The organism is Nocardia elegans NBRC 108235 (assembly GCF_001612845.1).
Lineage (GTDB): Bacteria > Actinomycetota > Actinomycetes > Mycobacteriales > Mycobacteriaceae > Nocardia > Nocardia nova.
On sequence record NZ_BDBF01000002.1, the window covers coordinates 190,076 to 215,753 of the forward strand.

Below are 25,678 nucleotides of genomic sequence, written 5' to 3' on the forward strand. Positions count from 1 at the left end.
CGGCCGGGTCTTCGCACATCCGGAAGTCAGTCTACGCGGGTGTGGCCCCGCGCAGTCCGGCATCCGCCGCCGCGGCGGTGAGCGGTTCCAGGCCGAAGGCTTCGACCGGCCCGAGGGCGCCGGTGCCGACGAGACCGCCGGCGAGCGTGGTGTGCGCGCCCCAGGCGAGGATCGCGGCGGTGAAGTCGTAGGGGTCGACGCCGGTCAGGGTGGCGGAGGACAGGATTCGGCCCGTGGCGTCTCGGGTTTCGGCGACCGCCCAGGTGCGCGTCCGGGCCCGGGTGGCCGCATCGGGTCCCCCGGTCGAACCCTTGACCAGGGCATTCAAGGCACTCTCGGCCATGTGCTTCACGGGCGCCACCCGGGCGACGGTGTCCGTGACGAGGGAGGTCGCCTGCAGCACACGGGCGGCGCCACCGGGCATGCCGAGATAGACGTCGGCCTCGCGCAGGTTCGGATGGGCGCGGTGCAGAACGAGGTGTTCCGACCCCGGAATCGAGGCGCCGGTGAGCGCGCGGCCCTCTACATCGAAGGTGTGCGTCCGGGCCCCGGTTCGCTCCGGCACGATGTCACCGTCGCGAAGGGCGAAGCCGCGCTCGAACAACATGCCGACCATGGATGCGCGGGTGCCGCCGCTGGTGCCGGGGCTGGCGATGAAGTAACCGACGTCGACGCGGGCGGCGTCCGGCGCGTCGCGCAGCGCGAGGGCGGCGGCCAGATTGCCTGGGACGTAATCGAATCCGAAGGCCGTCAGCAGGGCGGCACCCGCCTGGCGCGCCTCGGCGTCGTGATCGAAGACCCGGCGGATGAACGGGCCTTCGCCGGTCGAGTCGAAGTAGTGCGCACCCGCCTCGAGTGCCGCCTCCAGCGCCGGGCCGCCGTACCGCAGGAACGGTCCCACCGTCGTCACCAGCACGTCCCCGCGACCGAGCAGGGCGCGCACCGATGCGGGATCGGCTACGTCGGCCACCGCGGTCTCGACGCCGCCGAGATCGGCCGCGAACTGCTGTAGCGCGGTGGCGTTACGAGCGGCCAATAGCGGCTCGGCGCCGCGATCGAGCAGGGCTCGAGCGGTCAGCCGGCCGGTATATCCGGTAGCTCCGAACAACACGATCTTTGCCATTGCCATCCCCTGTGTCCTGTTGGTCGCCGGCGGTTCGCGCCGGTTCGTCTCGACGTCGGCACCGTAACCGACGATAGGGCCGTCGAGCCGCACCCGGCCACGGTGGCATATCTAGTCGCCGGGGGCGGCCTGGTCCCGGAACTGTGCCAGCGACTCCCACGACCAGGTGAGCGTCCCGTCGGCGAGGGCGGCGACAACGCCTTCCAGCCACCGTATTTCGGCCTCGATGACCGCGCGCTGATATTCGTCCTCGAGCATGGTGACACGCGGCAGGCCGAACCGCGTGGCCTGCGCGAGGCCCGTGTCGAGCTCGGAATGCTCGGCGCGCAACGCTTTCAGCCGGCGCTCCAGTTCTTCGCGGGCCGCGTCGGGACCGAGGAGCATCAGAAACGACAGGGCGGCCGGGAATTCGGGAAATTCGTTGCGGGGCACGGCGAGCATGTCCGTGAGCCAGGCCTTGCAGGCATCGCGGCCCGCGTCGGTGATCTCGTAGACCGTGCGTTCCGGATACTGCTGGTCGCGACCGGTGGTGCGGACCGCCACCAGACCGGCGTCCTGCAGGCGCGCGATCGTCTTGTACAGCTGGGCGCGCTGCCCGACATTGACGACCTTGTCCTTGCCCCACTCCTTGATGCGGCGCTGGATGGCGTACGGATGCATCGGCTCCAGATGCAGGATGCCGAGCACCGCCATGGCGAGCGGGGATCGCTTGAACCGGTCGGAGGTGGGCATGTCACCCATCCTACTAGGTGCCACCCAACTAGTTTTCGAAAAACTAGTTGCTTCGATACTAGTTTGTGTGTCACTATTGGGAGGCAGGCGAACCCGACCACTGAGATCCGGAAGGACCAGAACAATGACCCTCACGACCGACACCGTCCGCATTCACGCCGATCACGAAACCGCCAAGCGTCTCGGCGATTGGACCCACGCCACCGCCTTCGAGGTGAAGGCCCGCTACGCGAGCGTCGTCATCGACCTGCGCTCGCCGTGGATCGAGGGCGAGGACCCGATCGTGGTCCATGCCGACGTGGATCACGCCATGGTCAAGCTGCTGGTTCCCGACGACGCGGTCGTCGAGCACAGCGACCTGGAGTGGACCGGGCGTGGCCGGGTGAAGGATTTCGCCCGGCCGCAGGATGCCGCCGGCCGAGTCGTCCGGCTGACCGGAGCCAGCACCAAGAGCGAGTTCCGCGTTCACCGCGGCGGCATCGCGATCCTCTCGGCACTGTTCAGCCGCGAGTTCTTCGACGACGCCCAGCAGGCACGCCGGCAGGGACGCACCCCGACCCTCGCCGACCCGGCCAACGCGCCGCGATGACCGAGGACCGCGCCGGGCGGCGGCAAACGCCCGGCGCGGCTCGTCAGCGCGTGAGCGGTTCGATCCGCCCCAATGTGCGGGCGCTGCCGTCGACTTCGAGCTGCACATGCAGCGCGGCCGCATCCCGCCACGCGCGGATCAGCACCTCGTCGGCGCCCATCACCGGCCCGGCATGTTCGAGAATCACCCGATAGGGCGGCGCCGGTGCGTCGGGGAACCGCGCGAGCGCCTCCTCGACCGCCTCCCAATGGACCGCGTTGTTCACGTGCCCATAGCGGTCCACATCGGTGACCCGCAGCGGAAACGGACGGACTTCGGCGTCGTCACCGGTGTCCTCGCGCAAGGCGGCGCGCCACCGCAGGCGGTGCTCGACGGTGGCGGCGCGCATCGGCGCCATGAAGCGCTCGGTCATCCGCGCCGGCCGCCCGGCCTCGATATCGACGTGAATGAGGAACATCTCGGTCTCGATCAGGCCGCCGTTCTCACTGCGCACCTGGATGCGCATGTTGCACCACCGATTCGACAGGGCGGACGGCCAGCGCCGCAGATGCACCCGATCCCCGAATTCGATGGGCCGCAGCACGTCGATCACGGTCCGGCGCACGATCCACCCCGGATGCAAATCCCCGTCCTCGACCACTTGCAGGTGGTCGTAGCCGATGTCCTGCAGATACCGCGCCACCGCATCGAGCCGCAGCCGCTGGTCCCCATCGGTGTCCCCGAGCCGCACCGGCCACTGTTCGTGAAACGCCCGGCTCTCGTCCGGACACGGCGACAGCGGAAACGCGATCTCGGCCAACCGATCGACAGCGGCACCCATGAACGCTCCTTTTCCCGGGGACCGCGCCAGCGTAGCGATCGAGCCCGGAACCCCGGCGTCAACACGGCGACACAGGCGCACGGCGACCTGGTCGATCGGCGCTACCGATCGGACTGCTGTGTCATCGGTCCGGCCGAGGTTTGCCGAGTTCCTCTGCGAGGATGGGTATGCCGAGGTTGCAGGCGTGGATGCCTAGGACGCTGACCATTTGGAGGACCGTCAGGATCTGTTCGGGTGGCACACCCAAGTCCAGTGCGGCGCGGATGTGCCGGCGCACGCCCTGGGCGTACATGTGGGTGCAGGACGCGTCGATCGCGATGCTCAGCAATTCGACGAATTCCGGTGGAAAGATGTGGCGCGCGATCGGTGTGGCGTTCATGGCCATGAACCGTTCGGTCCATTCCGGGTCCCATTCGTAGAGCTGATCCCACAGCGGGTTCCAGCTACCGCCGGCCCGCATGCCGTCGACGACCGGTGTGGAAACCGGTGCGGGTGAATCGAACACGATGCCTCCTGAGATGTGGTCGAAGAGTCCGGCGGCCGACTACTTGGCGGGTGCGGGCTGTGCGGGGTCCTTGCAGTAGGGCAGCTCGGGCGGGCACGGCGCCAGCACCGTCGAGAAGTACTGGATGGCGGAGAACAGGGTGATGGGACCACCGGCCAGGATGAGACCGGCCATCGATCCCACGGCGCCGAGCGTGGCGGCGCCCAGGACACAGCCGGCGACGGTGGCTCCGACGAACGGCGCCAGGAGCATGATCACCGGACTGGAGATCGCCGCGCCGACGGCGCCGCCGACCAGGCAGCCGATTCCACCGCCGATGACCGCGCCCAGCACCGCGCTGACTCCGGCCGCGATGGCGACCCGCTGACCGAACGCGCCCAGCGCCTGCGAATCGCGTGGCGTGAACGATTCCGCCGCCTGCCGGACCGAGACGACATCGCGACGCGCCTGGGTCGGCCGCCCGTTACCGCGGTCCGGGGTGAGTGTCGCGGTGGAGCCGTCGATGTGGGCGGTGATCGGATACGCGATGTCGTCGACGGCGAAGGTCAGCGGCACGGCGGCGACCGGCCGATCCGCACGGTCGGTGAGAATCAATTGGCCCGCAACCACTTTCAGCTTGCCGTCCGAAGTAGTCACCAGGGCCGAATCCGCCTGACGGCCGATCTCGTAGTGCACCGCGGTGCGGTCGGGTTCCGCATGAGCGGTGCCGGTGGTGACGGCGGCGGCGGTGATCCCGAGCGCCGTGATCAGTGCGGGTGTCGTGAATTTCATCGGTTTCCTCATCATCGGTTGTGAACAGCGGCGAGTGTGCGCAGCCCGGCCGGGTACAGGCAGCGACCTGCCACCAGTGCGGCGATCGCGACGAGATAGGCGAGCGGAGCGAGTCGCAGTGCGGCGCTCAGGCCGTAGTGGTCGGCGAGCACGCCGACGACGAAGGGGCCCAAGGCCATTCCGAGCAGACTGTTGGACAGCGTCAGCGTTCCCATCGCGGAGGCGCGGACCGACGAATGGGTCAGGTTGGCCACCATCGCCGCGGTGGGCCCGGAGGAACCACCCGAGAACCATGCGCCGACGCCGATCAGAATCAGTTGTGCCACACCGTGTTCGATGCTGAATCCGACCGTCAGGCAGATCAGCGAGATCGAGCAGAACACGATGGCGGCGAGCCATTTGCGCGACAGGTCACGTCGGCCGATCCGGTCGGTGACGATGCCGCAGCACACCATTCCGGCGCCGACCAGCAGGACGACACCGGCCGCGGCGACGGCTGCGGTATCCGCCGCCAAACCGTAGACCCGATTGAAGAAGCTCGGCGTCCACGCCAGCAGCACCGCGGCGGCGAACAGCTGCACGCCCCCACCGACGTAGGCGCACAGCACCGCCGGGTTGGTGAACAGCGACGAGACAGGCGCCCGGAATTCGGTGTGCGTCACGGGTTCGACCGATTCCGCGTCGGCGTGCCGAGCGAGTTTCCGCTCGTCGACCAGCGCGGCGAACAGCGCCGCGAGCAGCAGGCCCACCACCGCCATGGTGACGAACGACCACCGCCATCCCAGGTGTACCGCGATCGCGCCGCCGGCCGCGACGCCCAGCACCGAACCGAACGAACCCCCGGCCATGAAGGCACCGCTCAGCGCGGCATGCACCCGCGGCGCGAACACGCCGAGGACCACCGCGATCCCGACACTGCCGTAGGCCGCCTCCCCGACGCCGACCAGGAATCGCGCGCCGAGCATCTGGTGATAGTTCGACGCGAGCGCACACAGCAGGGTGGCGATACTCCACAGCGTCGCCATCAGCACCAGGCTCCGCACCCGGCCCCAGCGATCGGCCAGCAGCGAGAGCGGGAACGTCAACAGGCCCACCATGAGCGCCACCACGCTGTTCAGTGATCCGAGTTGTGAATCCGTCAGGCCCCATTCGGTTTTCAGGAGCGGAAAGACCGCGCTGAGGACCTGGCGGGACATGTAGTCGGCGAGCAACAGCCCGAAGGCGAGGGCGAAGACCAGCCAGGGATAGCGCCGCGTACGGCCGGTCGATACGGCCGAGGCCTGCGCGGCGGGAAGCTCAGGGGTGGTGTTCAACTGCATGGGTGCTCCTACGAACGCGGCGGGCGACGCCCGCCGGAGCTGGGGAAGGTGCGGGCGCTGAGGCGCCGAAACGCTCGAGCCCTGTGGCCGACCGGCAACATCGGGCGGCCACCTCGCTGTGATGGAGACAACAGTAGGGGCGCCGGTCCTATCGTGCTTTACTCTCGGGGACACAGATGCGAACAATCTGGGACAGCGAGGCGCTGATGAAACCCCTGGCGCGATACGCGGCCTTGAACGACTACGTGGATCTCGGCCGGTCTCTCGGGCTCGATCCCGCCCGGTTGCTGCGCGAGGCCGGACTCGATCCGGCCGGCTTGAGCCTGCAGGACCGGTGGGTGCCCGCCGCGGCCGTCACCGAACTCCTCGAGCGTTCGGCCGCGGAATCCGGCCGGCAGGATTTCGGACTGTTGCTCGCGGAACGGCGGCGGCTGTCTAATCTGGGCCCGCTGAGTCTGGTGATTCGCGAGGAACCCGATGTGCGCAGCGCCCTCGAACTGATGGTGCGCCATCAGCACACCTACAACGAATCGCTGCACATACGCCTCACCGAACGCAACGGCATCGCCCACGTCCGGTTGAATCTGGATATCGGCGAGCACCGCAGCACCCGCCAGGCCACCGAACTGGCCATGGGAGCGCTGCAGGGAATTCTGCGTGCATTCCTCGGAGCGGGCTGGCAACCGGCGGAAACCACCTTCACCCATTCCGCGCCGCGGGATCGCACCACGCATCTGCGATTGTTCGGATCCCAGTTGACATTCGATCACGAATTCACCGGAATCACGCTCTACACAAGCGATCTCGACACCCCGAACCCGATGTCGGACCCGCTGTTGCGCCCGTACACGCAACAATTGCTCGGCGCGGTGGACAGCGGCCACGAAACGGCGATGCGCGATCGGGTGCAGGAACTCGTCGAAATGCTGCTACCGACCGGCCGCTGCTCCGCCGACCAGGTCGCGCGCAGTCTGGGCGTGGACCGTCGTACCGTCCACCGCCGCCTGGCGGACGAGGGCTGCACCTACACGGAGATCGTGAACACCACCCGGCTGGATCTGGCCCGCCGGGTGGTGGGAAATCAGGGCCGCTCACTCACCGAGATCGCGGATATGCTCGGTTTCTCCAGCCCCGCCAGTTTCACTCGCTGGTTCCGCAGCCATCACGGACGCAGCCCGAGCCAATGGCGTCGGGCTGCGTCGAAAGACGATGGCGGACAGAGCGATACCGGTCAATGATCCGAACCCGCGGGCACGGGTCGATCCGGGATGCGCAATTCCCGTTTGAGGATTTTGCCGCTCGCGGTCATGGGCAAGGCGTCGGTGAACTCGATGCGGCGCGGATATTTATAGGCCGCCAGGCGTTCTCGGCACCAGGCGATGATCTCGCCGGGGTCCGGGCGCGCACTCCCCTCGGGGACGACGAAAGCCACGATCTCCTCCCCGTAATGGTCATCGGGAATGCCGACCACCGCGGCGAGCGAGACACCCGGGTAGGTCAGCAGGACTTCTTCGATCTCGCGCGGATAGACGTTGAAACCACCGCGAACGATCATGTCCTTGGCCCGGTCGACGATGTAGTAGAAGCCGTCGCGGTCGCGCCGGGCGAGATCCCCGGTCCGCAACCACCCGTCGCGCATCGTCTCCAGATTCGCTTCCGGCCGGTTGAGATATCCCTTCATCACATTGTGACCGCGAATCGCGATCTCACCGACGGCGTCGTCGCCGGTGAGCGTATTCCACTCCGAATCGATCAGCCGCGCTTCGATTCCCCAGACCGGCACACCGATCGAACCGGGCCGCGGCTCTCGCTCCGGATCCGCGAAGATCGCCAGCGGAGATGTCTCCGACATGCCGTAACCCTCGAGAATGCGGACGCCGAAGCGCTGCGCGAAACGCGCGTGAATCTCGATCGGTAAGGCGGCGCCACCCGACACCGCACGCCGCAACGTCGCGGCCAATCGGCCGGTGTCGATTCCGTCGTCGATCGCGTGCAACAGACTCCAGTACATGGTCGGAACACCGGCGAAGAACGTGATGTGCTCGTCGACCATCAACCGGAGGGCCGCGACGGCGTCGAACCGCGGCATCATCACCAGTGTCGCGCCGATGGACAGGCCGGCGTTCATATCGATGGTTTGCCCGAACGAGTGAAACAGCGGCAGCGTCACCAAATGGGTGTCGGCCCGATCCGGTCCGGAGTCGAACAGTCGATTGGCGGTCACCGCGTTCAGCAACATATTCGCGTGGGTGAGCTCCGCACCCTTGGGTTTTCCGGTCGTCCCGCTGGTGTAGAGGATGACGGCGGTGTCGTCCGGGCGGCGCACCACGGTCTCGAAGGTCGTGGGCTGGGACGCGAGCGCCCGGCCCAGTGTTTCGATACCCGGATACGGCGACGGGGCGGCGGGATCGCCGGTGATGACGAACATGTCGTGGCAACCCGGGACTCGCGCGAAGGCATCCAACCCGAATTCACCGGTCGGCAATTCCGCGGTTCCCTCGAAGCAGATATAGATCGCGGCGCCGGAATCCTCCAGGTGATAGGCGATCTCGGCCGGCCTGAGCAGGATGTTGAGCGGGACCACTACCGCGCCCGCCTTCAGTATTCCGAAGTAGACCGCGGGAAAATCGGGAAGGTTCGGGCAGGTGAGAGCGACCGCGTCACCCGGTTTCACACCCCATTCGACCAGCAGGTTGGCCACCTGCGCCGCGCGGGCGTTCAGGTCGGCGTAAGTCGTGCGCAGCACACCGAGCCGCACCGCGTCGGTATCCGGGCAGCGGCGCGCGGAATCCTCCAGCAGCATCGCGAGATTGAGCACGATCAGTGTCCTCCGATGTCGGTGAGTACGGGCGCGCCGGTCGCGGCGACGACGTCGTCCTCGGTCACGCCCGGTGCGCATTCGCGCAGCACCAGACCGGAAGCGGTGACGTCGAGGACCGCCAGATCGGTGATGACGCGATGGACCACGCCCACGCCGGTCAGCGGTAATGTGCAGCGGGCCACCAGTTTCGGCGCGCCGGATTTATCGGTGTGCTCCATCAGCACGATCACCCGGCGGGCGCCGTGCACCAGATCCATCGCCCCGCCCATGCCCTTGACCATGTGGCCCGGCACCATCCAATTGGCGAGGTCACCGGTGGCCGAAACCTGCATGCCGCCGAGAATCGCGGTATCGATGTGACCGCCCCGGATCATTCCGAAACTGGTCGCGGAATCGAAAAAGGAGGCACCGGGAAGCACCGTGACGGTCTCCTTGCCGGCATTGATCAGATTCGCGTCGACCTCGGCCTCGACCGGATAGGGCCCGGTGCCGAGGATGCCGTTCTCCGAATGCAGGGTGACCCGGATATCGGCGGGCAGGTGGTCGGGAATCAGCGTGGGCAGGCCGATGCCGAGATTGACGTATTCACCCGGACGCAATTCTCGCGCGGCCCGCGCCGCCATCGCGGAGCGATCCCATCCGGAACGGGCGATGACGCCGCTCATTTCCTCTCCTCGCTCCGTACGGTCCGCTTCTCGATGCGACCCCGGGCCCGCCCGGTGGGCACGATGCGATCGACGAAGATGCCGGGCAGGTGAATCCGGTCGGGGTCGAGATGGCCTGCGGGAAGGACTGTTTCGACCTCGGCGATACAAATCCGACCCGCCGCCGCGACCAGCGGATTGAAGTTGCGCGCCGATTTGTCGAAGACCAGATTGCCGGCGGTGTCGCCGATGAGCGCGTGCACCAGGGCGAAGTCGGTGGTGATCGCCTCCTCCAGCACATAGGGTTTCGGCCCGGCGGGCCCCGCGAAGGTAGCCACCGGCTTCGGCGGCGACGCGACCGCCACGCTGCCGTTCGGCCCGAAGCGCCACGGCATTCCGCCGTCGGCGATCAGCGTGCCGACGCCGGCCGGTGTGTAGAAGGCGGCGATACCCGCTCCGCCGGCGCGCAGCCGTTCGGCGAGAGTGCCCTGCGGAGTGAGCTCGACTTCGAGTTCGCCCGACAGATACTGCCGGGCGAATTCCGCGTTCTCGCCGACATAGGAGGCGGTGACGCGCCGTACCCGCTTGTCCGCCAGCAGAATTCCCAATCCGTACGCCGTCGTGCCGCAATTATTGGACACGACGGCGAGCTCGTCGGCTCCGGCGGCGGCGACCGCCTCGATCAACGTCTCCGGGATGCCGCACAGCCCGAACCCGCCCACCGCCAGCGACGATCCGGAGGAGATGTCGGCGACCGCTGCCGCCGCCGACATGATCACCTCGGTCATCGCGCCTCCCGCCCGACCGCGGACGGGCGGGCCAGGTCGACGGCCGCCCGCAGCAGTTCCCCCGCGCGGTCCCAGGGTCCGAAACCCGACGCCGGATTGAGATGTCCGACATCGCCCAGGTCGACCAGCCGGCTGCCCCATGCCTCCGCCATACCGGCCACCCGCCGGAAGGATGCCAGCGGATCGGTGGTGCTCGCCGCGACGATGCTCGGAAACGGCAGCCGGCGCCGCGGAATCGGCAACCAGCCGTTGGCGTCCAGTTGCTCGGGCGTCGGATAGCCAGGAGGAAAGGGCTTTTCGATATCGGCCGGAGTGGCCAGCAGCGCACTGTGAACATCGCGGGTCGGTTGTTGTGCCCAGTGCACGGTGATCATCACGCCTGCACTGTGGGCCACCAGTACCACCGGCCCGGCCACGTCCGACAGCACCCGATCCAGGGCTTGTACCCGCGCCGCGAGGCCGATTCCGTCCTGCTCGAGCGGCGGCACGATACGTACCCGCTCCAGCGTCGCGGCGAGTTTCGTCTGCCAGTGATCGGGAACGTGATCACGCAGGCCGGGCACGATCACCACGGTCGGTTCGAGAGCAGTGTGCACTGTGCTGCAACTCCTTTCTGCAAGTCGGTGTGGCCGAGCACGGAGGCCCGGCGGGCGGAGACAGTGGACCGCCCGGCGGAGTACGTCCACTCAGGCGTGGTGGGTGAAGCCGACCTGGCCGGGCCTGCGGTTGGGGGCGTAGCCGAGCCGGGCGAGGGTTTCGTCGGCATCGGCGTAGGTGGTGCCGATCTTGTAGATCTCACGCGCATCCTTGGCGGTGGCGACCTCGCGGCCCAGTTCACCGGCGATGCGGACAAGCTGCTGGATCTGCTGCACCGAGGTGAACTTCTCCCCCTTGCGCCCCCAGATGGTGTCCTCGTTACCGCAGCGCGTGTGCAGTCCCATGGCGATCGCCATCGCGTTGACCGGCAGCACCGAGCGCATCAGCGTCTCGAGGGTCAGGCACGCCCCGTCGGGGACGCGCTGAATGAAATTCATGATGTTGTAGGGATTCGGTCCGTCGAAGCCGCCCCCGATGCCGACCCATGTCAGATTCAGCGGACCCATGTACACGCCGCGGCGGATCAGCCGCTCGACTGTCTCGAGCTGCGGAATGCTCGACAGCTGGAAATGCGGCTGAATTCCCGCGGCCTGCAGGCGACGCAGATGTTCGGCGACCCACGCGGGCCCGGCCGGCACGGTCATCTCCCGGTAGGCCTCGGCCAGTTCCGGCCGCTGCATGGAGGTGCCGGCGATATCGTCGGCGGTCATCAACTCCATGATGTTCATCTGACTGGTGTTGATCGCGATCGTCACCTGATCCGGCTTGGGATCGAGTTCGGCCAGCATGTGACGGGTGTCGTCGGACAGCCACTTCGCCTCGGCGCCTTCACCTTCCGGCGCGAACGAAATCGATCCGCCCACCTGCAGGATCATCTCCGGGACGGCCTCGCGCAGCCCGGCCAGCAGCTCGTTGAACTTCGACAGGCGCTTGGAACCCTTGCCGTCGAGCTCACGCACGTGGATGTGCAGCACGGTGGCGCCGGCCTCGTAGCAGTCGACCGCTTGCTGGATATGTTCCTCCATGGTCAGCGGCAGATCCTCGCGGAAGTCGTCGGGCTCCCATTCCGGCCCGTACGGCGCGCTGGTGATGACCAGCTTCTCCTGGTTCTCCGGGAACAAGGCGTCGTCGTGGAAATGCATGGCTGTACTCCGATCGAAATAGGCTGCTGTATCGAAATAGACTGTGGTTCAGTGACTTTCAGAAGGGCTTGTCGCCGATGATTCCGGCGCGCTCCATCTTGCGAACGTCGGGGAAGTAGTCCTGCACGGCGTAATGCTGGGTGCAGCGGTTGTCCCAGATGGCGAAGCTGTTCTCGGTCCACCGCCAGCGGACCTGATATTCCGGAACGCTCGCCTGCCGGACGAGGTAGTTCAGCAGTTCCGACGCGCCGGGGGCGTAGTCGATGCCGAACCGCACATTCTCCGGCGTGTGGTAATTGACGAAATGTGTGGTGAACGCGTTGACGAACAACACCTTCTCGCCGGTTTCCGGGTGTGTGCGCACCACCGGGTGTTCCGCGTCCGGGAACTGTTCGTGCAGCCGCAGGCGCTCGGCGTCCGGACGCATCGCGCCGAAGCTCGCCTCGATGGAATGACGGGCGCGCAAGCCCGCGATCCGCGAGCGCACCGATTCCGGCAGGCGGCGATACGCCTCGGCCATATTCACCCAGATGGTGTCGCCGCCGACGGCCGGCGTTTCGACGCAGCGCAGCACACACCCCATGGGCGGAGCCTCCCGCCAGGTCGCGTCGCAGTGAAAGGCGTTCTCGTAGTGTTCCGGCGCGCTGTCGAAGTCCTTGTAGATGCGAACCAGGCCGGGATGTTCGGGGTCGCTGCCCAGGACGGGGTGGTCCTCCAGTGGCCCGAAACGCTCTGCGAGCGCGACATGTTCGGCGCGACTGATGTTCTGATCGCGGAAGAACAGCACCTTGTACTCGAGGAGCAATTGCTTCAGGGCGGCGAACAGAGCGTCGTCGCGCGCCACCTCGGCCAGGTCCAGATCGAACAATTCCGCGCCGATCGTGCAGGTGAGCGGGCGCACTCCGAACGGCGCGGAGCGCGCCGAAAGATGCACGGGGGCAATGCTTGTCATGACTGTCCTTTCCGGCCCACGGTGAAGACCGACGATCCGATGCTCGTGCCCTGTTCCAGATCGCGGTGCGCGGCCACCGCGTCCGCGAGCTCGTAGCGCTGATTGATGTCGATGCGGATGCGGCCCGCCGCGACGTGGGCGAACAGCTCGCCGGCCAGTTCGGCGCGCTCGGCCGGGTCGGCGATGTAATCGGCCAGGGCCGGCCGGGTCACGAACAACGACCCCTTGACGGCCAGGCTCATGGCGTCGATCGGCGGCACCGGACCCGAGGCCGTGCCGAAACACACCAGCAGCCCGCGTCGTGCCAGCGAATTCAGCGAGGAGTCGAAGGTCGTCTTGCCGATGCTGTCGTAGACCACCCGGACGCCGGCGCCGTCGGTGAGTTCACGCACGCGCTCGGCGACATCCTCGCGGGTGTACACGATCACGTGATCGCACCCGTGGTCCCGCGCGATCTCGGCTTTCCTGTCGGACGAGACGGTGCCGATCACGGTGATACCCAACAGCTTTGCCCATTGGGTGAAGATCAGGCCGACCCCGCCCGCGGCGGCGTGCAGCAACACCGTATCGCCCGGACGCAGCGGGTGGATGCGGCGCAGCAGATACGCCGCCGTGAGGCCGCGCATGGTCATCGCCGCCGCGGTGTCGAAGCCGATGCCGTCCGGAAGTGCGATCAGATGTTCGGCCGGCATCACCCGCTCCGTGCTGTACGCCCCCAGCGGACTGCCCGTATAGGTCACCCGGTCGCCCGCGGCGAAGTCGGTGACACCCGGGCCCACCGCCTCGATCACACCCGCGCCCTCCACGCCCATCCCCGCGGGCAGCGGCGCCGGGTACAGCCCGGTACGGAAATAGGTGTCGGCGAAGTTCAGGCCCACCGCTCGGTGGCGAATCCGCACCTCGTTCGGCCCCGGATCGCCGACTTCCACGCGCTCCCACCGCAGCACCTCGGGCGCTCCGGTCTCGTAGTAACGAAAGGCTTGTGGCACAGGACATCTCCTCTTCCGACAGGACCGGAGCATCGGCGCCGCGAGGGCTCGCGATCCACGGTCCGCAGTGTCTCGGTGCATCCGGTCGGGCGGTTCGCTCGCCGCCGAGTCCGGCACCGGGTGATGCGTTCAACGGTAGGCGCAGACAGACGCAAAAACTTACCGTGCCGGGACATAGAACTTAACATCTCGGGACATCAGTAGTCCGTCCGCACGGTGATAGCCAGTCGCAGGCGACGCCACCACGTCGATGTCCGCGGCGATGTCCGCGCCGCTGGTTTCGTTTGCGGGAGCGGGGAATCCTCCCATCAGAGCGACCCGGTTGCCCGAGACGACTCCGGCATCCGGCTGATTTCGATGGATCGACCGATGGGAGCCGGACCATGAATGTTCGACGCGCCGCGGCCGGAGCCGCACTCGCCGCCGCCACCCTTTCCGCGGTGCCGGCCGCCGCCTCCGCCGACGACCCCGGAGTTCCCCGCAACGGGATCCTTCCGGCCGGGACCTACCACATCACCCAGCACCCCGACAATATGATCGGCTCGCCCGTGCACAACTGCGACCTGCAGGTCTTCGTGGACGGTGCGACCGTGACGATGGTGTGCGGGAATTCCTCGAAGACCGGCCGCCAGAACGCGGCCGGCCCCGATGAGACCTACGTGACGTTCGAGGGGATGCCGACCGGTTTGGACCTGCACGCCGTCGACGCACCGCAGGGTTATTGGGAAGGCACCCTGAATGCCGCCGCGACCTCGATCGACGCCCCGTATTCGATCGCGGGATTCACCTTGCAGCGACGCTGATCGCACCATCGCTCCCGGCGGCATGTCACTGTCACACTGCTGCCCGCCGCATCGTCACACCGGCATGAACATCGCGTATTACATCGTCGGCGCAGCGGCCGCACTGTGGATCGGCTTCTCCGGCTACTCACTGTTCAACAAGAGCGAATTCGTCGTGGAACCGCTGAATCGATACGGCGTGCCGCGAAGCTGGTGGAATTGGCTCGCCCTGGCCAAATCCGCCGGGGCGCTGGGGCTCGTCGTGGGCTTCTTCGTCCCGGTGATCGGGGTGGCCGCGGCCGTGGGATTGATTCTGTATTTCCTCGGCGCGATGGCAACCACAGTACGAGCCCATTCCTACGGAACCACGATCTTCCCGGCGCTGTATCTGATCCCGGCCGCGGCGACCCTGGCCCTGCAATTGGCCCGCTGACCCGCATTTTCGGCGCGGGTGCGGTACCGTACCCACTTACGAACATCGATGTTCGTAGAAGTGAGGAGTCGTCGTGGCGGAATTCGAATATCAGGGGCGGCGCGTGGTGTACGACCGCGCCGGCCACGGCGATCCGGTCGTCTTCCTCCACAATGCGGGCGCCCAGCGGCGGATCTGGGACGAGCAGATGGCCGCGTTGCAGGGCGAATACGAGGTGTTCGCCTTGGACCTGCCCGGCTACGGAGAATCGGAGCAACCGCACGGGTATCGGCTCGCCGATTACGTGGCCACCGTGCGGGCCTTTCTCGACGAGTACCGGCTGAACCGGGTGATACTGGTCGGGAATTGCCTGGGCAGTGCGACGTCGCTGAGTTTCGCGATCGGTGATCCGGCGCGGGTGCGCGGATTGGTGCTGATCAATCCGCTCACCTGGAATACCGTGCGGCACGGAGATCAGGCGCCGCTGATGTGGTTCGACCGGTTCGTGCCGCTCGCGCCGTTGGCCCGGCGGCTCGCGCTGCCGAAACCCCTCGTCGCATGGATCGTCGCCACTCAGCTGGGACCGCGCGGACGCGACCGGAAAATGCAGAACGACCCACGCCTGCAATCGCATTGGGCCGATCGCGGCCGCCTGCTCGCGCTCGACCGGCTGGTACAGGACTTTCCCGCTTTCGCCGCACTCGACGACTTCACTCCGGGCCCCGAGTTCCCGCCGATCTGCACCGTCTGGGGCCGGCGCAACCGGATCCTCTCGGCGGCCGCCGGCGCCCGGCTCGACGAAACATTGTGCCCCCGTGAGCGTCTCGTGCTCAGCGACTGCGGACATCTGCCGATGGTCGAGGATCCGGAAACGGTCACCTCGGCGATCACCACCTTCCTGGCCGGGCTTCGGGCCACGACGGAGAAACTGTCTCGCTGAGCGAGACGCCTTCGGACGCTTCCGAATCCGCCGCGCTACGGTCCGGCTCCCCGCACGTCGTGCGCGACACCGCACCCGTACCGGGGCCGGGCGTCACGAGCGCCCGGTGGATCGAGACGAGGGGGCGCCCCATGAAGATTCGGATCTCGACGACAGCGGCGATTTGCGCCGCGGCACTGGCCGCGGCGGGGACGGCGGCGGCCGATCCGGCCCCGGCGGTGGTCACCTACCGCGCCGCATCGACCGATACCGGCTCGGTGACAGTCGAATTGACCCACGGCCGCTTCGCCGTCGACCCCGACGGCACCGCGGCCACCGTTCGGGACGATGCGGGCCGCGTGCTCGATACCCTGCCGCTGGCCTATGCGATCGGCGACCAGCGCATGCCGATCCGCGCGCGGATCGGCGGGGATGCGACGACTCTCACGCTGACACCGGAGACCGCGGGTCTGCGCCGCGACGCCCCGACCCCGGTCGCCTCGCCGCTGGAGAATCAACTCGCGATGAACGACCTGGTCAACGCGGTCAGTATCGGCACCTCGGTCGGCGCGCTGATCGGCACGGCGGTGGGCGCGGTCCTCGGCATCGGGCTCGGGATCGCCCTGGCGGGTGCCTCGTGTGCGGTGTTGAGCGTCGGCTGTGTTGTCGCCGTGCTGCCGATCGTCAGCCTCGCGGGAGCCGCGGGCGGCGTCGCGGGACTGGTACTGGCCGGTGGTCCCGCCACCGCGGCAGGGCTCTACCGCTACGTCACCACGCTGCTGGCTCCGCCGGGAACCAGCGAATACGCCCCCGATCTGCGTGGCCGGCCGGGTGTGCCGGATACCGGTCGCTGAGCGTGGGAGGCGCAGATGTCCAGCCGTACGATCGCCGCGCTCACCGCGCTCACCGCGGCCACCGCGGCCTTGGCCGCATCCGTCACCGTCGCCACCGCGACCGCCGAGCCACCGGGTCCGAACATCGAAACCACCTCTGACGCAGTAGTTCTCAGCGGCTTCGCCGCCGGTGCGTTCAGCGCGGGTGACGACGGTTCCGTCCGCGTCACCGTGGGCGGCACTCCCGTCACGACGCTGCCGGCGAGCTTCACCTTGGACGGCATCACCCACCGCATCGCTACCCGCGTCGGCGACGGCGGGCGCACGCTCACGATGTCACCGGATATCGCCAGACGCCCCGCGGCTTCCGCGATGGAGAATCAGTTGGCTCTCAACGATTTCGCGACCGTCATGTCGCGCGGCCCCGTGATCGGGACGGTCGTCGGCACCGTGCTGGGCGCCCTCATCGGCGCGGCGGTCGGAGCGAGTACCTGCCTGGTGGTCGGCCCCGGTTGCCTGGCGACGATTCCGGCGGCCGTCCTGGCGTTCGCTGGTGCGGGCGGCGTCTTCGGGACGGTGCTGGTCGGCGGGGGCGCGCTCGCGGCGGGACTGTGGAATTACCTCACGGTGCTGCAGGCGCCGCCGGGCCGGAGCCCCTACGCCGGCCAGGGCGGAATGCTCGACCCGAACGGCACCGGCGCACCGGACGCTCAACTGCAACTGCCCAGCGGATCCGCGAACGGCCTCGGCGCCGGATCGGCGTCCGGATCCGGCGGGTGAGCTCGGCGTACCGAATGGATAACGTGGCCCTCGCGCGGCGCGAGCGACTTCTACCATCGGTACATGTCCGAGGTAGCCGCAGCTCAGCTGCCTCTGACGATGCTCGAGCGCGCCACCTTGGTGATGGATCTGTTCCAGGCACCGGATCGGCACCTGACGCTCGGCCAGATCGCCGTCCGGACCCGGCTGCCGCGCGCCACCGTGCATCGGATCGTGCGGCAGCTCATCCAACTGGAGTGGCTCACCCACAGTGCGGACGGTTATGCGCTGGGCCGGCGCGTCCGCACGTGGAACGCCGACACCGCGCGGCTGTCCCGGTTACGGGCCTGCGCGGCGCCGATTCTGCACGAATTGCTGCTGGCCACCGCGGCCGTCGTCCATCTCGGCGCCCTCGACGGCGGGGAGGTGCTCTACCTCGACAAACTCGGCGGCCGGGCGGCGACGGCGGTGCCCACCCGGGTCGGCACCCGGGTGGCGGCGCATCGCAGCACCCTCGGCCGCGTCGCACTGGCCCACCTGCCGCCGGAGGACGTCGAGGCGCGGGTGACCGATATAGAGCCCGGCTTCGATCTCCCAGCCCTGCACCGCAGGCTGCACCGAATCGTCTGCCACGCAACCGATTACGACGACAACGAATTCGGATCCGGACTGGCCGCGGTGGCCGTGGCCGTCGACGCGTCGGCGGCCGTGGGTGTCGTCTGTGATCGTCCGGCGGCGCTGCGGCGGATCGCACCGCGGGTGCGGGCGGCGGCCGCCGAGATCCGCGGCGCGCTGACACCGCGGTCGCGACAGGTGAGCGAGCACCACCGCCCACGCCCGTCGCGATGACGGAGTGGTCTCGATTGCGCCGACACGCCTCACCGCCGATAACACGCACCGGCCGGGCGCGGATCACACGATGACGAGCACCGATCGCATCAGGAGAACGCCATGCGCTCCCATACCCGACTCCCGCACAGACCCGGCCATCGGCAGGTCCGGGCCACGGACCTACCCCGCGTCATCGCCGTCGCGGTCGGTGTCGCAGTCGCCGTATCTCTCGGCGCCTGCTCGACCGACTCGCCGGCCTCCGAAGGGCCGAATACCGCCGAATACCGCTCGACGACGCAGACAGCCGCTCTGAACACCACCGTCGAAACCCACGACGGCTCCGGCAGTGTCGAGCGGCCATCGTCCGGCCGCGCCGAATTCCCCTCTGCCCCAACGTCCGAGCTTCCCGTCGTCTCGCCTTCCGTCCCTGCCGCGGGCGACCATCCGCCGGCCGGCACCGCCTTCCCCGGCGAAGGCATCAGCGGCGATGCGGCCGAGCAGTTGCAGCAGTCGGTCGACGCCGGCCACCAGCCGTGGCGGCTGGACGAGGACGCCGTCGCGCGTGCCTTCGTCTCCGGACGCTTCGGCTGGTCGCAGCCGGCGATCACCCACGGCGGCCCCTACCTGGCCATCGCGACCGGGCCGGACGGACAGCGCGTCTCCCTGCAACTGTCCCAGCCCGCCCGCAAGAACAACGGCGGCGTATGGGTCGTCGAATCGGGCATCTGGTTGTAGGGCCCGCGCGGCCCACGGCACGGATCCGGCATGCTGGAGGGATGCGTGTGCTGGTGGTCGAGGACGAGCCCCGGCTCGCCGCCACTCTGCGGCGCGGCCTGGAACTGGAGGGTTTCGTCGTCCAGCACGCTCACACCGGCACCGACGGCCTGTGGTGGGCGAGCGAGGACGACTTCGACGTCATCGTGCTCGACATCATGCTGCCCGAACTGAGCGGCTACGAGGTGCTGCGCCGGCTGCGCGAACGCGACATCACCACCCCGGTGCTGATGCTCACCGCGAAGGACGGCGACTACGACCAGGTCGACGCGCTGGACCTGGGCGCCGACGACTACCTGACCAAACCGTTCTCCTTCGTCGTCCTCACCGCCCGCCTGCGCGCCCTGCTGCGCCGGCGCGCCCCACAGCAGCCCGAAATCCTGGCCGCGGGTGATCTGAGACTGGACCCGCGGCGACGCTCGGTCACCCGCGCCGATTCCGAAGTATCGCTGACACCGAGAGAATTCGGTCTTCTCGAATACCTGTTGCGGCACAAGGGCAGTGCCCGCACCAAAACCGAGATCTTGCGCAACGTCTGGGATGCGCACTACGACGGCCCGGAGAACGTCGTCGAGGTCTATATCGGTTATCTGCGCAAGAAGATCGATACGCCGTTCGGCAGCAACAGCATCGAGACGCTGCGCGGTGTCGGCTATCGGCTGATCGACTCGGAAGTCACCGCCACACCGGAATGAGTCACCGGTCCGGCGGTCCCGTCACCGGCAGCTCGACAACGAATCGTGCTCCACCCCACGATGACTCGTCCACACGCACCACTCCCCCGTGGGACGCCACGATTTCCGCGACGATCGCCAGCCCGAGGCCCGAACCCCCGGTCGTCCGGGACCGGTCGGCCTCGAGTCGCACGAAACGATCGAAGACCCGCGTGCGGTCGGCCGCGGGAATGCCCGGCCCGTCGTCGTCCACGACGAGGCGCGCACCCCCGGACGCTCCCGGCGCGACATCGTGCGCGACCGCGATCCGGATCCGTGAACGGGCATGGGCGACCGCGTTGTCGACGATATTGCGCAGCGCTCGCGCCAATCGCTCCGGATCACCGACAATACGGGTCGGGCGGATATCCGTATCGACCGTAATCCCCCCGCGCAGCCGAGCGGCGGCGGCCGCGGCCTGGGCGATATCGTCGAGATCGACATCGCCCGTACGCAATTCGAGTCCGCGTTCGTCGGCGGCGGCGAGGGTCAGCAGATCGTCGATCAGCCTGCGCATGCGCTCGGCTTCCGGCAGCAGCGTGCCGTCGATCAGCTCCGCGTCCACCGTTTCGGGCCGATGGCGCGCCAATTCGAGTGCGGCCGTGACCGTGGCGAGCGGACTGCGCAACTCGTGGGAGGCGTCGCCGACGAAACGGCGCTGGGCCCGGTGTCCGGCCTCGACGCGCGCGAGCATGTCGTTCATCGTCTCGGCCAGCCGGGCGATCTCGTCGCGCGGCGCCGGCACCGGCACCCGCTCCGAGAGCTGTGTGGCACCGATCCGGGCCACGCGCTCGCGGATCGCCTCCACCGACCGTAGCGAGCGGCCGACCAGCAGATACGTTGCCACGGCGGCGGCCAGCACCACGATCGGCGCTCCCACCGCCAGCAAGGCCCCGACCCGGCCGACCGCCCGCTCGACCGATTCGGTGTCGACCGCGACGAACACCTGGTAGCGGCCCGAGGACGTTTCGGCGACACGGCTCGCGACCCGCAAGTCCTCGTCGTATCCGGGCGAGGCGGACAGTCCGACGGCCCGTCTCGCACCTGCCGGGGCGGTGGCGAGCACTCCGTGCGGATCGTCGAAACCCCAGATCACGGTCCCATCCGGCGCGACGACCTGGGCCGCCGCGATGCGCCCGTCCTCGGCGCGCGGAAGTTCGCGCACCCGAGCCGGGTCGTGTTCGAGCGTCTCCGCGATCTCGGCGGCACGGGCCTGCGCGGCGGCGTCGAGTTCGTCGATCAGCGAACGGTGCAGCAACCAGACCATCGCACTCGCGGCGACGAGCAGCACGACACCGACCGCCAGCGCCGAAACGAGGGCAGACCGGATCCGCACACCCCACCGCGACGGATGTGTCCAGCGCCGGAACCGATTCACCCACCCATCATCGACCACGACCGCGGCGAGCCCGTCACGATCTCAGCGTGGTCTCAGCGACGGGCGGGCAGAATGCCGCCGTCCCTGTGTCGAGACGGTCGCCGGCTCGCGGCCCGGAAAGGACTACCACGTGACCAACCCGGCACCGGCCCGGACCGGATATAAACTTCCCCAGGTCACGGCGTTGTTCTGGATTCTGAAGATCGCCGCGACCACCCTGGGCGAAACCGGAGGCGATCTGCTGGCCCAGACCCTGAAGCTGGGCTACGCGGCCGCTTCGCTGCTGTTCCTCGCCATCTTCGTGGTGAGCCTCATCGCCCAGTTGCGGGCCCGCCGCTTCCATCCCGCCCTGTACTGGACGGTGATCGCCGCGACCAGTACGGCCGGCACCACCATGTCCGATCTGATCAACCGCGGGCCGGGTTCGGATACCTCGACCGACGGCGGGCTCGGCTACGGCGCGGGCGCGGCGTTGCTGATCAGCGGCCTGGCGATCGTCTTCGTGATCTGGCGGTTCAGCGGGCAGACCTACGACGTCTCGAACATCCGGACGCTGCGCGGCGAGATGCTGTACTGGGCGGCGATCCTGCTGTCGAACACCCTCGGCACCTCACTCGGCGACTATCTGTCCGACAGCTCGGGCCTCGGTTACGGCGGCGGCGCGGCGTTGATCGGCACGATCATGGTGGTCATCCTGCTGGCGCACTACTGCACGCCGATCTCGGGTGTCGTCCTGTTCTGGATGGCCTTCATCCTCACCCGGCCGCTCGGCGCCACCGCGGGCGATCTGCTCTCGAAATCGCACAGCGGCGGTGGACTGGGATTCGGCACCTACGGCACCTCGGCGGTCCTGCTGGCCATCCTGGTCGCCGGCATCGCCTACAGCCACGCGAAGGCGGCCAGGACCACACCGGAGAACACCGACGACGATCTGATCCGCGCCATCGAGTAAGCCCTGGGAGAACATCGCGCACGGGCTCGTAACCTGGATTCATGCCCCAGCTCGCGACCCTGCCGACCGACACCGGCCTCGATCGGGCGGTGGAGGTGCTGACGGGTCGGCGGATCGTGGTCCTGACCGGGGCCGGCATGTCGACCGACAGCGGTATCCCCGACTATCGCGGGCCGGATTCGCCGCCCCGCAATCCGATGACCTATCAGCAGTTCGTCGGTGATCCGGTGTTCCGGCGGCGCTACTGGGCGCGCAATCACGTCGGCTGGCGGCGGATGGACGCGGCGCGGCCCAATCTCGGCCATCGCGCCCTGTCCCGGCTCGAACGTGCGGGCGTGGTCAGCGGGCTGATCACGCAGAATGTGGACCTGCTGCACACCAAGGCCGGGCACCGCGCCGTCATCGATCTGCACGGCACCTATGCGCGGGTGCGCTGCCTGTCGTGCCACGGACTGATCTCGCGCATGACACTCGCCGATCGGCTGGAAGCGGCCAACCCCGGCTTCGCCGAACTGGCGACCGCCACGGGTATCGAGGTGGCGCCGGACGCGGACGCCGTGGTCGGCGAGACTGACAGCTTCCGCATGGTCGACTGCACCGACTGCGGCGGCATGTTGAAGCCCGATATCGTCTACTTCGGCGAGAACGTCCCGAAAGATCGGGTGGCCGAGGCGTTTTCGATGGTCGATGCGGCCGACGCGATGGTCGTCGCGGGTTCTTCGCTGACGGTCATGTCCGGGCTGCGCTTCGTCCGCCGGGCCGCGAAATCCGGTAAACCCGTCGTGATCGTGAACCGCGGCGCCACGCGAGGGGACGAATTGGCCACCGTCCGTATCGATTCCGGCTGCTCGCCCACCCTCGCGGCGCTCGCCGACGCGCTGACTCCGCCCGCCACCGTCTCGGTATAGAAACGAGTAGCCGGTGGGCCGTGGCCCGCCGGCTACTCGCCAACGATGTTCAGTTCCAGCCCGGTTGGGCCTGCCGCTTGACCGACGACGAGTTGGCCAAGATCTCCAGGTCCTCGAGGAACCGTTCGATACTGTCCGACTTCGCCTCCGGGGTGGCCACCTGGTCGCGCACCTTTTCCTCGGTGATCGCCAGCATCGCGGCCGCCAGATCCGTTTCCAGATCGCGCACCATCTGGCGACGCAGCTGGGCGACCTGATCGCGACCCTGCCGTCGCACCCGTTCGACTTCCGCCGCGGCCGCTTCTCGCATCTGCGCCACGATGTACTCGGCGTCGGCGCGCGCGTCGGCGCGAATCTGGTCGAGTTCGGCGTGCGCTTCGGTGATGGCGTTCGCGTAGGAGCGCTTGGCCTCTTCCAGCTGTTGCGCGGCGTGATCGCTTTCGGTGAGCTGCTTGGCGATCGCGTCCTGACTCTTCGCCATCAACCTCTTCACCGGCGGGACAACCCATTTCCAGATGATGAAGACGATGACGGCGAAGCCGAACAGCTGACTGAAGAAGACCGGCCAGTCGAAGGTGATCTCGTATCCGCCTGCGGCAAGCACACCGCCGCTGGTGTCAATCATTACGAATCCCTGCCCCTCCTACGACCGGCGGTGCCGGCGTGGCGACTGTCACCGACCACCTGGTCGGCGAGCGATTGGGCCAGCGGCTCGACCTCGAGTCGCAGCTCGGACTTGACGCGGTCGGCCTCGGCGCGCAGATGGGCAGCGGATTCGGCGACGATGCCGTCGACCTCCTGCTGAGCCTGCGTCCGCAGGTCGTCCATGATCGCCCGGCCCTGGGCCCGTGCCTCGTTGCGGATGTCGGCCGCCTCGGTACGGGCTTGTTCCAGCGCCGTCTCATATTTCGCCTGGGCGTCGGCGAAGACCTGTTTCGCCTCTTTGGCGTTGGCGGCGGTCGCCTCCACCCGCTCCTCGCGTTCGGTCAGCACCTTGCGGATCGGCGGAACGACGAAGAACCAGATGACTCCGAGCACGATCAGGAAAATGATCAGCTCGACGAAGAAGGTGCCGTTGGGGATGAGGAAGTTCCCCTCGGCCACCACATCGGTTCGCGCGGACATCTCGCCGATTACTTACCGGGAGTTGCGAATACGAACAGCGCCATGAACGCGAGGTTGATGAAGTACGCGGCCTCGACCAGACCGACGGTCAGGAAGAAGTTACCGCGCAACCGGCCCTCGGCCTCGGGCTGCCGGGTAACGCCGTTGATCAGTGCCGAACCGGCCAGACCGTCACCGATACCCGCGCCGATGGCGCCACCGGCCATGATGAGGCCGCCGCCGATGAGGGCACCCTGGACGATTGCTGGATCTGCTGCCATTTTCTCTTCCTGTTCTCCAACGTTGACCGATCGGTGAGGCCGACCGGGACTGCCGTTCAGTGGTTTTCGTGCTCCAGCGTCATGGACTGGCTGAAGTAGAGGACGGTCAAAAGCGAGAAGATGAACGCCTGAATGGCGCCGACGAACAAGTCGAACAGCTTCCAGATGGCGTTGGGGCCCCACGCGATCCAGTACGGGAACAGCGCGATCACCGCGACCATGACGCCGCCGGCGAACATATTTCCGAACAATCGCAGCGACAGCGACAGCGGCTTGGCGATCTCTTCGATGATGTTGATCAACACCATCGGTCCCCACCCCGTGTGGCCCTTCAGCAACTGTTTCACATGCGTCACCGGACCGCGGCGCCGGATACCCGCCGCGTGGTAGAAGACGAAGACGAACAATGCCAGGGCATAGACGAAATTGACATCGGAGGCCGGCGGGAAGATGAATTCGCCGCGGCCGTACTGCATCGGCAGCACCGATATCCAGTTCGACAGCAGGATGAAGGTGAAAAGCGTTACCGCCAGCGGCAATACGAACGGCGCGATACGCATTCCGATCGCGGACTCGACCTGCCCGCGCATCTGCACGGTGATGGTCTCGAAGAACAACTGCACGCCGTTCGGTACGCCCGAGGTGATCTTCATCCGAAGGAAGAGCGCCAGGGCAATGACTATCACCGCAGCGACCGCCGTCGAGAGGATGGTGTCGACGTTGAACGTCAATCCCCAGAGCTCGGTGGTGGCGTGGTGACCTACTTCGATCTTCGGCTCTTCATCGGCCAGGATCATCGTCGCGATAGTGCTGCTCATGACTGCTGACGGAGCCCTCTCCACTCGGGCACAACGGTATGCAAGACGAGGATCACCTGGAACAACGCGAGTCCGAAGAAGATGCCCACACCGTTCGGGCGCGTCAGGAACGCCACGATGATCGCCAGTACGGTGACGATGATCAGCCGCGCGGCCGTCGACAAGGCCAGCGCCTGCTTATTCGGCGATTCCGAGCGGGTGATGCCGGTGACCGACCGCAATGTCAGTTGCGCGTTCAGCCAACCCAAACCCAGCCCGATACAGATGAAAACACCCAGCATCAACCGATCCAGCGGACCGGTCACCACCAAAGCCAGCACGCCGAATGCGGCTACCATGTAGCTCGCACGGCGCAGCCGGAGTTTGTCGATACTCACTGCGACACCACCATCGCCGCCATCCCACCTCGTAGTAGGTCGTGA

At 67.6% G+C, this 25,678-nt stretch carries 31 protein-coding genes; 12 read left to right on the forward strand and 19 right to left on the reverse strand.

Annotation, left to right across the window (positions count from 1 at the left end):
* Positions 1–31: 31 nt before the first annotated feature.
* Together NE2_RS02955 and NE2_RS02960 are read right to left on the reverse strand one after the other, a co-directional pair.
* The gene (locus NE2_RS02955; RefSeq protein WP_063023820.1) at positions 32–1,123 is read right to left on the reverse strand and encodes a saccharopine dehydrogenase family protein; all 1,092 of its coding nucleotides are present in this window, start codon (positions 1,121–1,123) and stop codon (positions 32–34) included.
* 111 nt (positions 1,124–1,234) lie between these two features.
* Positions 1,235–1,855 (reverse strand): PadR family transcriptional regulator, encoded by a 621-nt coding sequence (locus tag NE2_RS02960; RefSeq protein ID WP_063023821.1) that lies wholly within the window; start codon positions 1,853–1,855, stop codon positions 1,235–1,237.
* A gap of 124 nt (positions 1,856–1,979) precedes the next feature.
* On the opposite strand from NE2_RS02960, the gene NE2_RS02965 reads away from it, so the two are divergent.
* A complete protein-coding gene (locus NE2_RS02965) occupies positions 1,980–2,444 on the forward strand; it encodes a hypothetical protein (RefSeq protein WP_063023626.1) in 465 nt (154 codons plus the stop codon).
* Between the two features lie 43 nt (positions 2,445–2,487).
* On the opposite strand, the gene NE2_RS02970 is transcribed toward NE2_RS02965, so the two are convergent.
* From NE2_RS02970 to NE2_RS02985, 4 genes are all read right to left on the reverse strand, one after another.
* Positions 2,488–3,264, reverse strand: a complete 777-nt coding sequence (locus tag NE2_RS02970; protein WP_063023628.1) for an acyl-[acyl-carrier-protein] thioesterase — start codon at positions 3,262–3,264, stop codon at positions 2,488–2,490.
* 121 nt (positions 3,265–3,385) lie between these two features.
* A complete protein-coding gene (locus NE2_RS02975) occupies positions 3,386–3,724 on the reverse strand; it encodes a carboxymuconolactone decarboxylase family protein (RefSeq protein ID WP_063023823.1) in 339 nt (112 codons plus the stop codon).
* An 84-nt stretch (positions 3,725–3,808) separates the two neighbouring features.
* Entirely contained in the window at positions 3,809–4,540 is a 732-nt protein-coding gene (locus NE2_RS02980; protein WP_106958572.1) for a DUF8020 domain-containing protein, read from the reverse strand.
* A gap of 11 nt (positions 4,541–4,551) precedes the next feature.
* Positions 4,552–5,859 carry an MFS transporter gene (locus NE2_RS02985; protein ID WP_063023632.1) on the reverse strand — a complete coding sequence of 436 codons (1,308 nt, stop codon included), beginning with the start codon at positions 5,857–5,859 and terminating at the stop codon, positions 4,552–4,554.
* Between the two features lie 206 nt (positions 5,860–6,065).
* Here NE2_RS02985 and NE2_RS02990 point away from each other — a divergent pair, with 206 nt between their 5' ends.
* A complete protein-coding gene (locus NE2_RS02990; protein WP_063023825.1) occupies positions 6,066–7,097 on the forward strand; it encodes an AraC family transcriptional regulator in 1,032 nt (343 codons plus the stop codon).
* Here the strand turns inward: NE2_RS02990 and NE2_RS02995 are convergent.
* The 7 genes from NE2_RS02995 to NE2_RS03025 all read right to left on the reverse strand — a co-directional run bounded on the left by NE2_RS02995 (position 7,091) and on the right by NE2_RS03025 (position 13,792).
* On the reverse strand, positions 7,091–8,677 hold the full coding sequence (locus tag NE2_RS02995; protein ID WP_063023634.1) for a long-chain-fatty-acid--CoA ligase: 1,587 nt from the start codon (positions 8,675–8,677) through the stop codon (positions 7,091–7,093). The genes NE2_RS02990 and NE2_RS02995 overlap by 7 nt on opposite strands.
* Positions 8,678–8,679: 2 nt before the next feature.
* Positions 8,680–9,345 carry a 3-oxoacid CoA-transferase subunit B gene (locus NE2_RS03000; protein WP_063023636.1) on the reverse strand — a complete coding sequence of 222 codons (666 nt, stop codon included), beginning with the start codon at positions 9,343–9,345 and terminating at the stop codon, positions 8,680–8,682.
* The gene (locus NE2_RS03005) at positions 9,342–10,112 is read right to left on the reverse strand and encodes a CoA transferase subunit A (RefSeq protein ID WP_063023638.1); all 771 of its coding nucleotides are present in this window, start codon (positions 10,110–10,112) and stop codon (positions 9,342–9,344) included. The genes NE2_RS03000 and NE2_RS03005 overlap by 4 nt, the downstream gene beginning before the upstream one ends.
* Positions 10,109–10,708: an RBBP9/YdeN family alpha/beta hydrolase gene (locus NE2_RS03010; RefSeq protein ID WP_063023640.1), complete on the reverse strand. Its 600-nt coding sequence runs from the start codon at positions 10,706–10,708 to the stop codon at positions 10,109–10,111. The genes NE2_RS03005 and NE2_RS03010 overlap by 4 nt, the downstream gene beginning before the upstream one ends.
* Positions 10,709–10,798: 90 nt before the next feature.
* Entirely contained in the window at positions 10,799–11,851 is a 1,053-nt protein-coding gene (locus NE2_RS03015) for a beta-keto acid cleavage family enzyme (protein WP_063023642.1), read from the reverse strand.
* Between the two features lie 58 nt (positions 11,852–11,909).
* On the reverse strand, positions 11,910–12,803 hold the full coding sequence (locus NE2_RS03020) for a TauD/TfdA dioxygenase family protein (RefSeq protein ID WP_063023644.1): 894 nt from the start codon (positions 12,801–12,803) through the stop codon (positions 11,910–11,912).
* Positions 12,800–13,792 carry a quinone oxidoreductase family protein gene (locus NE2_RS03025; RefSeq protein WP_063023646.1) on the reverse strand — a complete coding sequence of 331 codons (993 nt, stop codon included), beginning with the start codon at positions 13,790–13,792 and terminating at the stop codon, positions 12,800–12,802. Before NE2_RS03025 ends, NE2_RS03020 begins: the two co-directional genes overlap by 4 nt.
* A gap of 383 nt (positions 13,793–14,175) precedes the next feature.
* Between NE2_RS03025 and NE2_RS03030 the strand changes: the two genes are divergently transcribed.
* The 8 genes from NE2_RS03030 to NE2_RS03065 all read left to right on the forward strand — a co-directional run bounded on the left by NE2_RS03030 (position 14,176) and on the right by NE2_RS03065 (position 19,797).
* Positions 14,176–14,595, forward strand: coding sequence for a hypothetical protein (locus tag NE2_RS03030; RefSeq protein WP_063023648.1), 420 nt, complete (start codon positions 14,176–14,178; stop codon positions 14,593–14,595).
* Between the two features lie 64 nt (positions 14,596–14,659).
* Complete coding sequence (locus tag NE2_RS03035) at positions 14,660–15,007, forward strand: DoxX family protein (RefSeq protein WP_063023650.1); 348 nt, start codon at positions 14,660–14,662, stop codon at positions 15,005–15,007.
* Positions 15,008–15,080: 73 nt separating this feature from the next.
* Positions 15,081–15,926, forward strand: a complete 846-nt coding sequence (locus NE2_RS03040; protein WP_063023652.1) for an alpha/beta fold hydrolase — start codon at positions 15,081–15,083, stop codon at positions 15,924–15,926.
* A gap of 131 nt (positions 15,927–16,057) precedes the next feature.
* On the forward strand, positions 16,058–16,759 hold the full coding sequence (locus NE2_RS03045; protein WP_063023654.1) for a DUF8020 domain-containing protein: 702 nt from the start codon (positions 16,058–16,060) through the stop codon (positions 16,757–16,759).
* A 15-nt stretch (positions 16,760–16,774) separates the two neighbouring features.
* Positions 16,775–17,518 carry a DUF8020 domain-containing protein gene (locus NE2_RS03050; protein ID WP_063023656.1) on the forward strand — a complete coding sequence of 248 codons (744 nt, stop codon included), beginning with the start codon at positions 16,775–16,777 and terminating at the stop codon, positions 17,516–17,518.
* Between the two features lie 63 nt (positions 17,519–17,581).
* A complete protein-coding gene (locus NE2_RS03055) occupies positions 17,582–18,346 on the forward strand; it encodes an IclR family transcriptional regulator (RefSeq protein ID WP_063023658.1) in 765 nt (254 codons plus the stop codon).
* A 102-nt stretch (positions 18,347–18,448) separates the two neighbouring features.
* Positions 18,449–19,063: a hypothetical protein gene (locus NE2_RS03060; RefSeq protein WP_063023660.1), complete on the forward strand. Its 615-nt coding sequence runs from the start codon at positions 18,449–18,451 to the stop codon at positions 19,061–19,063.
* 41 nt (positions 19,064–19,104) lie between these two features.
* Positions 19,105–19,797 carry a response regulator transcription factor gene (locus NE2_RS03065; protein ID WP_063023662.1) on the forward strand — a complete coding sequence of 231 codons (693 nt, stop codon included), beginning with the start codon at positions 19,105–19,107 and terminating at the stop codon, positions 19,795–19,797.
* A gap of 1 nt (position 19,798) precedes the next feature.
* Here NE2_RS03065 and NE2_RS03070 read toward each other — a convergent pair whose 3' ends face one another.
* Positions 19,799–21,193 carry a sensor histidine kinase gene (locus NE2_RS03070; RefSeq protein WP_063909250.1) on the reverse strand — a complete coding sequence of 465 codons (1,395 nt, stop codon included), beginning with the start codon at positions 21,191–21,193 and terminating at the stop codon, positions 19,799–19,801.
* Between the two features lie 130 nt (positions 21,194–21,323).
* Between NE2_RS03070 and NE2_RS03075 the strand changes: the two genes are divergently transcribed.
* Both NE2_RS03075 and NE2_RS03080 read left to right on the forward strand, forming a co-directional pair.
* Positions 21,324–22,145, forward strand: coding sequence for a COG4705 family protein (locus NE2_RS03075; RefSeq protein WP_063023666.1), 822 nt, complete (start codon positions 21,324–21,326; stop codon positions 22,143–22,145).
* 41 nt (positions 22,146–22,186) lie between these two features.
* On the forward strand, positions 22,187–23,053 hold the full coding sequence (locus NE2_RS03080) for an NAD-dependent protein deacetylase (RefSeq protein ID WP_063023668.1): 867 nt from the start codon (positions 22,187–22,189) through the stop codon (positions 23,051–23,053).
* 49 nt (positions 23,054–23,102) lie between these two features.
* Here the strand turns inward: NE2_RS03080 and NE2_RS03085 are convergent, their stop codons facing one another.
* Genes NE2_RS03085 through NE2_RS03105 form a run of 5 tightly spaced genes read right to left on the reverse strand, consistent with a single transcriptional unit; the run spans position 23,103 to position 25,633 of the window.
* Complete coding sequence (locus NE2_RS03085) at positions 23,103–23,678, reverse strand: F0F1 ATP synthase subunit B family protein (protein ID WP_063023670.1); 576 nt, start codon at positions 23,676–23,678, stop codon at positions 23,103–23,105.
* Positions 23,678–24,178, reverse strand: a complete 501-nt coding sequence (locus NE2_RS03090) for a F0F1 ATP synthase subunit B (protein ID WP_036524281.1) — start codon at positions 24,176–24,178, stop codon at positions 23,678–23,680. Before NE2_RS03090 ends, NE2_RS03085 begins: the two co-directional genes overlap by 1 nt.
* Positions 24,179–24,186: 8 nt before the next feature.
* Positions 24,187–24,438, reverse strand: a complete 252-nt coding sequence (locus NE2_RS03095; RefSeq protein ID WP_025352811.1) for a F0F1 ATP synthase subunit C — start codon at positions 24,436–24,438, stop codon at positions 24,187–24,189.
* Between the two features lie 56 nt (positions 24,439–24,494).
* Positions 24,495–25,256 (reverse strand): F0F1 ATP synthase subunit A, encoded by a 762-nt coding sequence (gene atpB / locus NE2_RS03100; RefSeq protein WP_174553905.1) that lies wholly within the window; start codon positions 25,254–25,256, stop codon positions 24,495–24,497.
* Positions 25,253–25,633, reverse strand: a complete 381-nt coding sequence (locus tag NE2_RS03105) for an ATP synthase subunit I (protein WP_030515130.1) — start codon at positions 25,631–25,633, stop codon at positions 25,253–25,255. The genes atpB and NE2_RS03105 overlap by 4 nt, the downstream gene beginning before the upstream one ends.
* Positions 25,634–25,678: the final 45 nt, after the last annotated feature.